The sequence below is a fragment of the Paraburkholderia sp. GAS334 genome (assembly GCF_050436625.1).
Taxonomy (GTDB): domain Bacteria; phylum Pseudomonadota; class Gammaproteobacteria; order Burkholderiales; family Burkholderiaceae; genus Paraburkholderia.
This window is the reverse complement of sequence record NZ_JBNDMO010000001.1, coordinates 538,140-551,042: the sequence shown is the minus strand read 5'-3', so window position 1 is coordinate 551,042 and position 12,903 is coordinate 538,140. Positions and strand designations below refer to the sequence as shown.

The window sequence follows — 12,903 nt, the reverse complement described above, 5'->3', positions numbered from 1 at the left end:
ATAACTGCTTTGAAAATCATCTGCCGTAGTTCTCTGTCGAGAAAGGCAACTCGCCTTGAACCGGTAACGGCGCGACGGGTTCACTGCCTGCCGGCGACAACGCAGAGACGCGCACGCCGAGCAGACGTAACCTTCTGTCGAGCGGCACACGCTTCAGACATTCTGTTGCAGCGCGGCGAATTTCCGTTGCATCCGCCGTCGGCACAGGAATCGTCAGATCGCGCGTTACCGTCTTGAAGTCGTCGTACCGCAACTTGATTCCCACGGTTCGTCCAGTATAGCCCTTGCGCCGCAGGTCGTCCGCGACCCGCATGCACAGGCCGGTAAACGCCTCGGAAAGCGTCGACCGGTCGCGGCGCGGATGCAAATCGCGCTCGAACGTGGTTTCGCGGCTCATCGAGCGCGGCTCGGAACTCACGACAACCTGACGCTCATCGATGCCCTGCGCGACATCGGCAAGCCACGCGGAATAGCTCCGGCCGAAGTGCGTCTGCAGCAATTCGGGCGCGGCGGCCGCCAGATCGCCGACCGTCACGATGCCGATGCCCGCCAGTTTTTCGCTCGCTTTCGGGCCAATGCCGTTTACTTTTCGCGCAGGCAATGGCCAGATCCGTTTCGGTACGTCGTCAATGGTCAGGAGCGTGAGACCGTCCGGTTTGTCGAGTTCCGAGCCGATCTTGGCAAGCAGCTTGTTCGGCGCAATGCAGATCGAGCACGTCAGGCCGGTGGCGTCGCGCACCGCCTGCTTGATGCGCGTGCCGATGTCGACGGGTTCGCCGGGTACGTCGGTGAGATCGATATAGATTTCATCGATGCCGCGATCTTCGATCTGCGATGTAAACGTTGCCACCGCGTTCTTGAAGAGACGCGAGTAGTGCCGGTAAGAATCGAAATCGGTGGGAAGCAGAATCGCATCGGGCGCGAGCTGCGCGGCCTTCATCATGCCCATCGCCGAGAACACGCCGAGCGCACGCGCCTCGTAGGTCGATGTCGTGACGACGCCGCGCCCCGCGTAATCACGCAGCTTGCGAAAACGCCGGCTGCCGTCTTCGAGCGTCTCGGGCACCGCGTTGCGTCCGCCGCCGATCACAACCGGCTGCCCGCGCAGTTCGGGATAGCGCAACAGCTCGACGGACGCGTAGAACGCGTCCATATCCAGGTGTGCAATGCGGCGCCTGACGGGACCGGATGCGGGAACAGAAGCGGAATTCATCGTCTGGATATCGTACCCGATACGGCTGGCGCAGGCGGCCCGTGGCGTCGGCGATTCTGTCGAGCGACGCGAGGCGTGCGGCGGACGCTTCGCGCGTCAAGAGCGGGTTGTGGTCGACATCATTCGCCAGAGCTCGCACCAGCAGGTGATTTCGTCTGATCGCCCGGCGTTGCGCCCGACGTTGCGCCCGGTGTCGTGCTCATGTCGGGAGACGGCACATCCGGTGTGGGCGTCGGCGTCGAAGCGGGCTCTCCGGTGCCGAATGCGCCGGTTTCCTGAGGCGCGCTGGTGACGACCGGCGGCAAAAGCGGAGGTAGCGCCCGCGTCGCAGAGGCCGCCGATACCGCGCTGGCAACAGCGGGCGACGAAACCCCGGCGGCTGGCGAAGGCGGCGTCACCGCCGCACGCGGACGCGGCGTGTGGCGCGCGCCGCTCGCCGTTTCAGGCTTCGGCGCGGGCGAGAAAAGCTGCTGAACCCATCCGCGAGCCTTCCCGAGCCACACAGACAGCGTGCCAGGCTCCTCCTTCGGAAAACGCGCCTGCGGGTCGATCACACGCGAGCGCAATGCGCGCTGGTAAAAATCGCCGACGATCGGCAACGCGCTATGCGCGCCCTGCCCCCAGTAATCGCTGCGTAGCGTGACGCGGCTGTCGTTAAAGCCGACCCAGGCGCCCGCGACCAGTTGCGGATGCATCAGGATGAACCAGCCATCGGCGTTGTCCTGCGTCGTGCCCGTCTTGCCCGCGACATCGCCACGAATGCCGAAACGCGTGCGAATGGTCGAACCGGTGCCGCGATTCACCACGTCACGCATGACGTCGAGCAGCGTCTGATCCGCATCGACAGGCAGCTCCTGATGGGCGGATGCCGGCGCGAAGTCGGCCAGTACTTCGCCATTGCGGTCCTCGATGCGCGTCACCATCACGGGCTCGATATAGCCGCCGCGATTGGCGATCGTCGCGTAAGCCGACACCATTTCCTTCAGCGTCACCGGGCTCGTGCCCAGCCCGAGCGAAGGCACGACATCGAGCTTGCTGTCGCGTACGCCCATTGCGCGCGCGAGACGTGCAACTTTCGCCGGTCCTACCTCCTGCACGAGTTGCGCGGTGATCCGGTTGCGCGAATACGTCAGGCCGTCACGCAAGCTCATCGGCCGACCGGTGGGCGGTTCGTTGTCGGACGGTTTCCAGATTTCGCCACCTGCGAGCGGGATTTCAACCGGCTGGTCGATGAACGTGTCATCGGGGCTCGCGCCATTTTCGAAGGCCGCGCCGTACACGAACGGCTTGAACGTCGAGCCGGGCTGCCGGCGCGCCTGCTGCACGTGATCGAACGGATCCTGGCCGAAATCGCGGCTGCCGACCCATGCCCGGATCTGCCCGTTACGTGGATCGATTGCGAGAAAATCGGCCTGCACGCGTGTCTTGCTATCGCACAGCGCCTGCATGAAATGCCGGTCGGACGCGAGGCGCTTAAGCGCATCAGCATCGTTGAGCCCTGAATCTTTTGCCGCGCGATAGTCAGGCGTCTCGCGCACGAAGGTCTGCATCAGATCGCGGCCATTCGCGCAGCCCGCACGCGCGCCCCACGCCGAATTCGCGATGCCCTGCAGTGAGTTCCCCTGCAGCACGACGGCCTGCGTCGCCATCGTCTGGAGACGCGAGTCGATCGTGGTGCGCACCACCAGACCGTCGGAATAGACGTTGTAATCGTTACGGTCGGCCCACGAGATCAGCCATTTGCGAAGCTGCTGCGCGAAGTGCGGCGCGGGACCGGGCGGCTCGATCTGCCGTTCGAAATCGATGCGCAACGGACGCTTCGCAAGCGACGTATACGAAGATTGCGACAGGCGTCCGTACTTCACCATCTGCGCGAGCACGATATTGCGTCGCTGGAGCGCGCGGTCGGGATTGATGACCGGGTTGTAGTAGCTGTTGCCCTTCAGCATGCCGGCGAGCGTCGCGCTTTCCAGCACGTCGAGATCGTCGGCGGATTTGTCGAAGTAGGTGCGCGCCGCCATCTCGATGCCGTACGCGTTGTAGAGAAACGGCACCGTGTTGAGATACGTCTCCAGGATCTCAGGCTTCGTGTAGACCGCTTCGATCTTGAACGCGGTGATCGCTTCCTTGAGTTTTCGCGTAAGCGTGGGCGCACGGCCCACTTCGTCGGGATACAGGTTGCGCGCAAGCTGTTGCGTGATGGTCGAGCCGCCCTGACGCTCGCCCGAAAACGTATGCAGCGCCGCCGACGCGGTGCGCCGCCAGTCCAGACCGTGATGTTCGTAGAAGCGATGGTCTTCGGTCGCGATCAGTGCATCGATCACATGCGGCGAGATATCGGCGAGCTTGACCCATTCGCGGTTGCTCGGCTTGAACTCGGCAAGCAGCTTGCCGTCGGCGGAAAACACGCGCGCGGGTTGCTCGACTTTCGCCTTGCGGATATCGCCGATGCCCGGTGTGAACGGGATCAACACCAGCACATAAAGCAGGATGAGCGCGGGAAACGCAGCGAGCGTAAGCGCGACGCCGCGACGCGTCGGGTGACGCAGGCGTTGAAGCCGGTCAGCGACGACCGGCTTGATCCGGGCGAATTGCGTTAAACAATAGTCGCGAACAAATGACGTGTTTCTGCGGTCCACGCGGGCCTGCCATCAGCTTGAAAAGGCTGCATCGTACCAAAAGCGGCGTGGCACGAAGGGGTTGTGGCCGGAATGGGGCCCGGTGCGCTTCCCAAGGCGTCAGAAAATGAAACCCGTGTTCACGAACTTCGACTGATGATCGTTCACGATGGCGTCGAGCAGCGCCTTGCTGTCGTCGGTCTGTTTAGCGGCCACCATCGAGCGGATCGAGAATGCGCGTAACGCGTCAGTCACCGACAACGTTCCTTCCGCCGAATCCTTTCGGCCCGCAAACGGAAACACGTCAGGGCCGCGCTGGCACTGGCAGTTCAGATTCACGCGACAGACCTGATTGACGAGCGGATCGACAAGCTCGCCGATCCGCGCCGGGTCCGATCCAAAGATACTGACTTGCTGGCCATGATCGGAGGTAATGACGTATTCCAGTGCGGTTTCGATGTCGCTAAAGGTTGTCACCGGAATGAGCGGCCCGAACTGCTCCTCGCGGTAAAGCTTCATGCCTTCCTTGACGGGATAAACGACCGCCGGATAGAACAGCGTCTGGCAAAACGTGCCGCCGCCATCGTTCACCACGTGCGCGCCTTTGGCCTTTGCGTCGTCGATGGCATCCGTCATGTAGGCGGTTCTGTGCAAACCCGGCAGCGGCGTGATGTTGACACCCGACTCCCACGGCATACCGATCTTGAGCTTGCCGAGCGCTTCAGAAAAGCGCGCAAGAAACGCTTCGACGATCGAATCATGCACGATGAGCATCTTGAGCGCCGTGCAGCGCTGACCGTTAAATGACAGCGCACCCAGCAGACACTCCTTCACGGTCAGCTCAAGGTCGGCGTCGGGCAGGACAATCGCCGCGTTCTTTGCATCGAGGCCGAGAATCGCGCGCAGCCGGTGCGACTTCGGATGCTGCTTCTTCAGATGATCAGCCACCTTGCTCGAACCGATCAGCGCCAGCACGTTGATCTTGCCGGTTGCAAGCATGTGCGGCACGACAACCGCGCCAGGCGCATAGATCGTGTTGATCACGCCTTTTGGAAACGCATCGCGAAACGCTTCGAGCAACGGATAGAACAGCAGCGTCCCGTATTGAGGCGGCTTGAATACGACCGTATTGCCCATCAGGAGCGCCGGGATCAGCGTCGCAAAGGTCTCGTTCAACGGGTAGTTGTAGGGGCCCATGCATAAAACGACGCCAAGCGGCGTACGCCGGATCTGGCCAATCGTGCCTTCCGCGATAATGAAGCGCGAATTGCTGTTGTCCTGTTCCTTGAGCGCCTCGATCGTCGCTGTCATGTATTCGACCGTGCGATCGAATTCCTTTCGCGAATCGGCGAGACTTTTGCCGATTTCCCACATGATGAGGTTAACAATCAGCTGACGCTGCGCCACCATGCGTTTGATGAAATCCTGCATGCAGGCGATGCGCTGCGCGACCGCCATCGTGGGCCATTCTCCGCGGCCGGAATCCCAGGCTTTCACGGCGGCATCCAGCGCAGCTTCGCTTTCTGTGTCGCCCATCACCGGATAGCTGCCGATCTCGACCTGTTGTACCGAGCCGTCTGGCTGCGTCACGCAAATGGGCGACAGTACCGTTTTGCAGGCACCGTCCCACTTGATGAACTCACCGTCTACGAGCGAAATGCGCTGATGGATCGGCGACGAGAGGCGGAATTCTTCCGGGATGTCGCCAGACGCCGGGAAGCGTTGCTTCAGCGTTTCATAATCGATCGTAGACATGGTGTTCCCCCTCAGGCCGTTCGACGTGAATGATCATTATCATGTCAAAGTCTGAAGTCTTGCAGTTTCGACGGATAAGCAGGCGGATCGCGCCCCGTGAATCACGATAAGCGGTCGACAGTTCCCCCGAAGCGCAGACGTCCTGCAGGTTGCGCGACGCGAGGTCCAGAACAGGCACCGGAGCCCCGCATGGGGCCGCAGCGGTGCCAGCAGAATCAAGGGAGCAGAATCGTGTTGATCTTCCGGCAATTGTTCGACCAGCAGTCGTCCACCTACACCTATCTGTTTGCCGATAGCGCGACGAGAGAGGCTGTGCTCGTTGATCCGGTCTTTGAACAGGTCCGCCGCGACACCGCTTTGATCGACGAGCTTGGACTGCGTCTGCTGTATACGATCGACACACACGTTCACGCCGATCATGTGACCGGCGCGTGGATGCTCAAGCAGCGCACGGGAAGCCAGATCGCGATATCGGCGGCAAGCGGCGCCGAAGGTGCGGACCGGTATCTGCGTGACGGCGACCGATGTGAGTTCGGCACGCGATACCTGGAAGTACGTGCGACACCTGGTCATACAAATGGATGCATCAGCCTCGTGCTCGACGATGAGACCATGGCATTGACCGGCGATTGCCTGTTGATCAGGGGCACGGGCCGGACAGACTTCCAGAAGGGCGACGCGCACGCCATGTTCCGGGCAATACACGACCAGATTTTCACGCTGCCCGAGACATGTCTGCTTTACCCGGCTCACGACTATCGCGGCCTGACCGTCACGAGTGTCGGCGAGGAGCGACGCTTCAATCCGCGCCTCGGCGGTGAACTGTGCGAGGACGATTTCACCGGCTACATGACGAATCTGCGCCTGCCGCATCCGAGGCAGATCGATATCGCGGTGCCGGCCAACCTGAAATGCGGCGTCGCAGCGAGCGCCCCCACGCAACAAGCCGAACCCGGCTGGGCGCCGCTGACGTACACCTTTGCCGGCATCTGGGAAATCAATCCGCAATGGCTCGAGGAAAATCTTGGCGCGGTCCAGATCGTCGATGTGCGCGAGCCCGCCGAGTTCACCGGGCCACTCGGGCGCATTGCCGAAGCCAGACTGATTCCGCTCGGCGACCTGGCGGGCCGCACCGGTGAACTCGCGCAGGACCGCCCGATCGTAACGGTCTGCCGGGCGGGCGGACGTTCAGCGCAAGCCACGGTCATTCTGCGGCAGGCAGGATTCGACGCTGTCGCCAACCTCGCCGGGGGGATGCTCCGCTGGCGTGCAGAAGGCCGTGTCGTTGAAAACGCAGACATGTAGTCGAACCCCTGGCGTTTCCGATGGGAAAACACCGGGTCCCCTGGAGAAACCAGATCGAAGCTGGCGCGTCCTCACGCAGACCGGCAGGGTTGGGCGTTCGCCCCGACGCCGGGTCCGCCCCGCCAGCCCAATGTTATGATCGGATACTTTGTGGATAAACTCACTTTTTTGTTTGTTTTCAATAGGTTGAGACATATTTCTTTGTTGTCCGGGGCGTGTAAATCCGGACGGCGTTGTCCTGCTACAAAAGCGGCGCGACAAAGCCGCGGCCAAATGTTTTTTCAAGCGTGTGCTGCGCTCCAGCCCCGTGCGGCGCAAGATCGTCACCGATCAACTGGGTAGTTGTCCGGCCGCAAAGGCCGAAATTCCGGGGTTGGTGGGCGTGAAGCACGTGTTCGTAAAAGCGGCTGCCCGGCTGAACAACCGGGCAGAGAACAGCCACCAGCCGACGCGAGAACGCGAGCGTCGCATCCCCCAAGGGGACTTCCTTCGGGGCGGCAAGTTGACAATGCCCTCGAAGCCGATATGCCGCGTCTGCGAACCATCGTCATCTCGGACGACGTCATCCAGCTATACGTCCCGGTAACTCTCCTGACCAGCCATACGCTCGTTCACGACGCGACCGGCTGGCATATGGCCACTATCCTGCCGGTCGCCAACACACAATTGAAGTAAAGCTCGGTGTACTCGACCGACGCTCCGCGCGTCGATCACAGCGGCCGAAGCCGCCTTGTGATCAGACGCGGATGCCTTCATCTTCGATGTAGTGGCGAATCACGTCAGCGAAGGTACGATCGCCCTTAAGTCCCAACTGTGTCGCACGAGACGTATCCCACTGCCCCGGCCAACTGCCGACGATCTTCTCGACGCGTGGATCCGCCTTCCACTCGATGCGCTTGACCACCTCATCGCCAGCCACTTCGCGCAACGCCGCAACCATATCGTCGACGCTTACGGAGATACCTGGCAGGTTCAGTGTGCGATGAATGCCGAGCGCTTCCGATTCGATTTCCCAACCGGCAATGAGCGAACGGATCGCCTGGCGCGGCGACAGCAGCCACAACCGCGTGCTCCCCGACACCGGGCACACCGATGTTTCACCGTTCAACGGCTCGCGAATAATGCCGCTCGCAAATGACGATGCGGCCGCATTCGGCTTGCCGGGTCTCACACTGATGGTCGGCAGCCGCAGCACTCGGCCGTCGACGAAGCCACGGCGAGCGAAATCGTTCAGCAGCAGTTCCGCAATGGCCTTCTGCGTGCCATATGAAGACTGCGGATTCAACACCGTATCGTTCTGCACGACGTCCGGCAGATCGCCGCCATACACGGCGACCGAACTCGTGAATACGACGCGCGGCCGATGACCGCGCACGCGGCAAACGTCGAGCAGCAAGCGGGAAGCGTCGAGATTGATCCGCATGCCGAGATCGAAATCCGCTTCGGCCTGACCGCTGACGATGGCCGCGAGATGAAAGATCGCAGCAGTCTCCGTATCGATTACGCGCTCCAGTACGCTGCGTTCCGCGATATCGCCCACTTCAGCGCGCACGCGTGCGTCACCGAAATCGCTCGGGCGCACGACGTCGAGTAACACCAGTTCCGTCACTGGGTATCGCTGCCCGTTTGCGCCCTTCAGTTCGCCGCGCGACAGCAACTCGCGCGCAAGCCGTTGACCGAGAAATCCTGCGCCACCTGTAATCAGTATCTTCATGCTGTACGTGTCCTCGCAATGTGTATTAGAGCCAGGGCTTGAGCCAGCCGAGACCGTCCGACGTGCCTGCGCGCGGCCGGTATTCACAACCGATCCAGCCTTCATAGCCGAGCGAATCGATCAGCTCGAACAGATACGGATAATTCAACTCGCCGATGTCCGGTTCGTGCCGCTCAGGAACGCCAGCAATCTGGATATGGCCGATACGCGGCATGTCTCGTTTCAACTTCACGGCGAGATCGCCTTCGACGATCTGGCAGTGGTAGCAGTCGAACTGCACCTGCAGGTTCGGCGCACCGACCTCCGCACAGATCGCCTGAGCATCGTCCTGGCGATTCAGAAAAAAACCGGGAATATCGCGCGTGTTGATCGGTTCAATGACGATCGTGATGCCGTCTGCCTGCGCGGCGTTCGTGGCATAAGTAAGGTTCTTTAGATAAACCTCGCGATGACGTTCACGTGGCTGGCCGGGCGCGATCAGCCCGGCCATCACATGCAGCTTGCGATTGCCAAGCACGCGTGCGTAGCCGAGCGCGGTATCGACGCTGCGGCGGAATTCGTCTTCACGGCCCGGCAGCGATGCGATGCCGCGCTCGCCTTTGGCCCAGTCGCCAGGCGGCGCATTGAACAGCGCCTGCGTGAGCCGATGTTCGTCGAGCTGCGTCTTCAGTTCGGCGGCGGAAAACTCGTAGGGAAACAGGAACTCGACGGCCTGGAATCCGTCTCGCGCGGCGGCCGCGAAGCGATCGGGGAACGCGTGTTCGTTGTACATCATGGTCAGGTTAGCGGCGAAGCGAGGCATCGACGTAACTCCTTTATCTGTTGAAATGCCGGACGCCCTGCGCGGCCGGCATGAAACGAGAGGTCTAGCGGTTGACGAGCTTTGCCGGCGTCAGCCACACCGCGACGGCGCCGATCACCAGCATCCCGGCCAGCACATACATACCGGACTGCGTGCTGTGCGTGAGGTCCTTCAGATAACCGATCATATAGGGGCTCGCGAAACCCGCAAGATTGCCGATCGAATTGATGATCGCGATACCGGCTGCGGCGGTGGCGCCGGACATGAATGCCGTCGGCAGCGACCAGAAGAGCGGCGCGCAGGTCAGCACGCCTGCCGCTGCGAGCGACAGGAACACGATCGACACCACCGTGTTGTTCGCGAACGATGCGGCGATCGTGAAGCCGATTGCGCCGAACAGCGCCGGCACGATCAGATGCCAGCGACGCTCGCGCCGTTTGTCTGCGCTATGTCCCATCAGGTTCATCACGACGATCGCCGCGAGGAATGGAATCGCACTCAGCAGACCGATGTTGAACGCGCCCGTGACGCCCGTCGATTTGACCAGCGTCGGCATCCAGAACGTCAGCCCATACTGGCCCGTTACGAACGCGAAATAGATCAGCGACATCCACCACGTGCGCGGGTCGCGAAAGACAGCGCCGAGCGAATGCGACTTCACCTGCTCCTGCGGCTGCGCGGCGATTTCGTCGGACAGCAGTTTCTTTTCGCGCTCGCTCAACCACTTCGCGCGAGCGATGCCGTTGTCCAGATACAGGATCGTCGCGATGCCGATCGCGATTGCCGGGACCGCCTCGATCACGAACATCCACTGCCAGCCGGCAAATTCACGGTCCCCATGAAAGGACTGCATGATCAAGCCCGACAGCGGATTGCCGAAGATGCCCGAGACCGGAATCGCAGACATGAACACCGCGATGATCTTCGCGCGGCGGTGCGACGGAAACCAGTACGTCAGGTAAAGGATCACGCCAGGATAGAAGCCCGCTTCGGCGAGGCCAAGCAGGAAACGCAGCACGTAGAACTGCATGGGCGTCTTCACGAAGACGAAGAGTGCCGACATGATGCCCCACGTGATCATGATCCGCGCAATCCAGATTCGCGCGCCGAGCTTGTGCATCAGAATGTTGCTCGGCAATTCGAACAGGAAGTAACCGATGAAGAACACGCCTGCGCCGAGACCGAACACCGTTTCACTGAACGCCAGGTCCTGCGACATCTGCAGCTTCGCGAAGCCGACATTGACGCGGTCGAGGTAAGCCACGACATAGCACAGCATCAGGAACGGCACGATGCGCCAGAACACCTTGCGATAAGTGCGTTCGACTTCTGCGGTCTCGGGCTTGCCTTCCGTCTGCGCGATGGGGGTGGCCGGGGCCGCCTGATAGGACGTCATGAATCGTCTCCTTTGAGGATGGTGCCGTCGACGATCCGCCCACTGGCGGTCGTCCGGCTTTATAGGCGTGGGGTGTTGCATGAAACTGCGCGACCGGCGTTGCGGCCACGCAGGGGACTACCAGCGCGTGCCGAACACGGTGCGCAGTTCTTCGAGCGAAGCTTCGTCAAGCGGTGCGGGACGCGGGTTCGACATCAGCCACAGGCGCGCGGTCTCTTCGAGTTCCTCCAGCGCGTACGACGCCTGAGATACCGACCGTTCCCATACCACTGGCCCGAGCCGTTCGATCAGCACGCCACGAACCTTGTCCGCGAGCGCCGCAATCTGTTCCGCGACCTGAGGATCGCCGGGACGCCGGTAGCGAATCAGCGGCACATGGCCGACCTTCATCACGTAGTAGGGCGTAATGGGCGGCAGCACGTCGGCTTCGCTCCAGACGCCGGCGAGCGTCAGCGCGACCAGATGCGTCGAATGCGTATGCACGATGCCGCGCGTGTCGGCGTTGCGGGCGTAGATGCCGCGATGCAGTGCCAGCGTTTTCGACGGCCGGCCGCCGGAGATCGCATTGCCGTCCAGATCGACCTTCGCGATGTCGGCGGGGTCGAGGCGGCCGAGACAGGCGTCCGTGGGCGTGATCAGCCAGCCGTCATCGAGGCGCGCGCTGATGTTGCCCGCGCTGCCCACGGTATAGCCGCGCGCATAGAGACTCGCGCCGACATCGCAGATTTCTTCGCGGAGCTTCGCGTCGTTGCTCGAGTGAACCGCCATTACTCGGCTCCTTCGAGATGACGCAGCGCTCTCGCAAAGAAGTCGGACGCGCCGAAGTTGCCCGATTTGAGCGCCAGCGCGAGCGGCGCCGAATCGATGGTCGCCGTGGACGGCACGCCCGGATCGATCTGTGCGCCGATGCGCAGCGTCCGCACGCCGAGCGCCTGAACGACCGCGCCCGAGGTCTCGCCGCCCGCCACGACGAACTTGCGCACGCCGAGTTCGCGCAGGCCGCGGGCAATCGCCGCGAGCGTGTTTTCGACGAGATGCCCCGCTTGTGCAACGCCGAGTTCGTGCTGCACCGCCTTGACCTCATCGGGTGTCGCGGTGGCGTAGATCAGCACGGGCTGCGATTGGGCCGCTTCGAAATGTTCGCGCGCGAAGGCCAGTGCCTGCTCCGTCACGGGCTCGCCGCGCGCGGCGGCGAGCGGGTCGATACGAAATGCCGGACGCGATTCGCGCCAGGCCGCCACCTGCGCATTCGTTGCCTTCGACGCGCTGCCTGCGAGCACGGCCGAGCGGCCTCCGATGCGCGGCAACTGGCCTGCGTCCGTCGTATCGGCAAGGAGCCCAGCGCGGCGGAAGTTCGCGGGCAAGCCGAGCGCGACGCCCGAGCCGCCTGTCACCAGCGGCAGGTCGCTGCAGGCTTCGCCCAACGTGTACAGGTCCGCGTCCGACAACGCATCGGCAATGGCCATGCGCACGCCGTCAGAGCGCAACGCGGCAAACGATTCGCGTACAGAAGATGCGCCCTTCGCCACCACGTCGTAACGCGCGAGCCCGACTTTCGATGCTGTCTGCCGCTGCAATACCCGGACGAGATTCGCGTCCGTCATCGGCGTGAGCGGATGATTCTCCATGCCAGACTCGTTCAGCAACGCGTCGCCGACGAATAGATGACCGCGATAGATCGTGCGACCGTTCTCCGGAAAAGCGGGACAGGCGATCGTGAAGCCGTTGTCTGGAGTTGTGCCGCTGCCCTGCAGCGCATCGAGCAACGCATCGGTGACCGGGCCGATATTGCCGGCGTCGGTTGAATCGAACGTCGAGCAATACTTGAAGAAGAACTGGCGGCAACCTTGCGCACGCAGCCATTCGAGTGCGGCAAGCGACTGGGCGACTGCGTCGGCGGCAGGAATCGTCCGTGACTTCAGCGCGACCACTAGCGCGTCGGCCTCGACATGCTCCCCGGATTCGGGCACGCCAATCGTCTGCACGGTGCGCATGCCTCCGCGCACGAGCATGTTCGCCAGATCGGTGGCACCGGTGAAGTCGTCGGCGATGCAGCCCAGCAAGGGCCCGCTTTTAGAGTCCGTCATCTCAGTCTCCGCC

The 12,903-nt window shown here is 62.3% G+C and carries 10 protein-coding genes and 1 pseudogene; 3 read left to right on the top strand and 8 right to left on the bottom strand.

Annotation, left to right across the window (positions count from 1 at the left end; all coding sequences use genetic code 11):
* Positions 1 to 16: 16 nt before the first annotated feature.
* From dinB to P3T21_RS02465, 3 genes are all read right to left on the bottom strand, one after another.
* On the bottom strand, positions 17 to 1,213 hold the full coding sequence (dinB, locus tag P3T21_RS02475; protein WP_429254327.1) for a DNA polymerase IV: 1,197 nt from the start codon (positions 1,211 to 1,213) through the stop codon (positions 17 to 19).
* Between the two features lie 119 nt (positions 1,214 to 1,332).
* Positions 1,333 to 3,795, bottom strand: coding sequence for a transglycosylase domain-containing protein (locus P3T21_RS02470; protein ID WP_429254522.1), 2,463 nt, complete (start codon positions 3,793 to 3,795; stop codon positions 1,333 to 1,335).
* Positions 3,796 to 3,951: 156 nt separating this feature from the next.
* Positions 3,952 to 5,586, bottom strand: coding sequence for an NADP-dependent glyceraldehyde-3-phosphate dehydrogenase (locus P3T21_RS02465; protein WP_429254326.1), 1,635 nt, complete (start codon positions 5,584 to 5,586; stop codon positions 3,952 to 3,954).
* A 234-nt stretch (positions 5,587 to 5,820) separates the two neighbouring features.
* On the opposite strand from P3T21_RS02465, the gene P3T21_RS02460 reads away from it, so the two are divergent.
* From P3T21_RS02460 to P3T21_RS02450, 3 genes and pseudogenes are all read left to right on the top strand, one after another.
* Complete coding sequence (locus P3T21_RS02460) at positions 5,821 to 6,891, top strand: MBL fold metallo-hydrolase (RefSeq protein WP_429254521.1); 1,071 nt, start codon at positions 5,821 to 5,823, stop codon at positions 6,889 to 6,891.
* Between the two features lie 235 nt (positions 6,892 to 7,126).
* Positions 7,127 to 7,363 (top strand): annotated as a pseudogene (locus P3T21_RS02455) (DDE-type integrase/transposase/recombinase); the annotation flags it as partial.
* 53 nt (positions 7,364 to 7,416) lie between these two features.
* Complete coding sequence (locus P3T21_RS02450) at positions 7,417 to 7,566, top strand: hypothetical protein (protein WP_429254325.1); 150 nt, start codon at positions 7,417 to 7,419, stop codon at positions 7,564 to 7,566.
* A 61-nt stretch (positions 7,567 to 7,627) separates the two neighbouring features.
* Here P3T21_RS02450 and denD read toward each other — a convergent pair whose 3' ends face one another.
* The 5 genes from denD to otnK all read right to left on the bottom strand — a co-directional run bounded on the left by denD (position 7,628) and on the right by otnK (position 12,890).
* A complete protein-coding gene (gene denD / locus P3T21_RS02445) occupies positions 7,628 to 8,605 on the bottom strand; it encodes a D-erythronate dehydrogenase (protein WP_429254324.1) in 978 nt (325 codons plus the stop codon).
* Positions 8,606 to 8,630: 25 nt separating this feature from the next.
* Positions 8,631 to 9,407, bottom strand: coding sequence for a 2-oxo-tetronate isomerase (gene otnI / locus P3T21_RS02440; protein WP_429254323.1), 777 nt, complete (start codon positions 9,405 to 9,407; stop codon positions 8,631 to 8,633).
* 64 nt (positions 9,408 to 9,471) lie between these two features.
* Positions 9,472 to 10,803 (bottom strand): MFS transporter, encoded by a 1,332-nt coding sequence (locus P3T21_RS02435; RefSeq protein ID WP_429254322.1) that lies wholly within the window; start codon positions 10,801 to 10,803, stop codon positions 9,472 to 9,474.
* Between the two features lie 117 nt (positions 10,804 to 10,920).
* Entirely contained in the window at positions 10,921 to 11,571 is a 651-nt protein-coding gene (locus P3T21_RS02430) for an aldolase (RefSeq protein ID WP_429254321.1), read from the bottom strand.
* The gene (gene otnK, locus P3T21_RS02425) at positions 11,571 to 12,890 is read right to left on the bottom strand and encodes a 3-oxo-tetronate kinase (RefSeq protein WP_429254320.1); all 1,320 of its coding nucleotides are present in this window, start codon (positions 12,888 to 12,890) and stop codon (positions 11,571 to 11,573) included. The genes P3T21_RS02430 and otnK overlap by 1 nt, the downstream gene beginning before the upstream one ends.
* Positions 12,891 to 12,903: the final 13 nt, after the last annotated feature.

What these genes read in the sequence shown, in the direction of transcription:
- otnK (WP_429254320.1), bottom strand. Translation starts at nt 12,890, where the DNA reads ATGACGGACTCTAAAAGCGGGCCCTTGCTGGGCTGCATCGCCGACGAC.
- P3T21_RS02450 (WP_429254325.1), top strand. Translation starts at nt 7,417, where the DNA reads ATGCCGCGTCTGCGAACCATCGTCATCTCGGACGACGTCATCCAGCTA.
- P3T21_RS02430 (WP_429254321.1), bottom strand. Translation starts at nt 11,571, where the DNA reads ATGGCGGTTCACTCGAGCAACGACGCGAAGCTCCGCGAAGAAATCTGC.
- denD (WP_429254324.1), bottom strand. Translation starts at nt 8,605, where the DNA reads ATGAAGATACTGATTACAGGTGGCGCAGGATTTCTCGGTCAACGGCTT.
- dinB (WP_429254327.1), bottom strand. Translation starts at nt 1,213, where the DNA reads ATGAATTCCGCTTCTGTTCCCGCATCCGGTCCCGTCAGGCGCCGCATT.
- otnI (WP_429254323.1), bottom strand. Translation starts at nt 9,407, where the DNA reads ATGCCTCGCTTCGCCGCTAACCTGACCATGATGTACAACGAACACGCG.
- P3T21_RS02435 (WP_429254322.1), bottom strand. Translation starts at nt 10,803, where the DNA reads ATGACGTCCTATCAGGCGGCCCCGGCCACCCCCATCGCGCAGACGGAA.
- P3T21_RS02465 (WP_429254326.1), bottom strand. Translation starts at nt 5,586, where the DNA reads ATGTCTACGATCGATTATGAAACGCTGAAGCAACGCTTCCCGGCGTCT.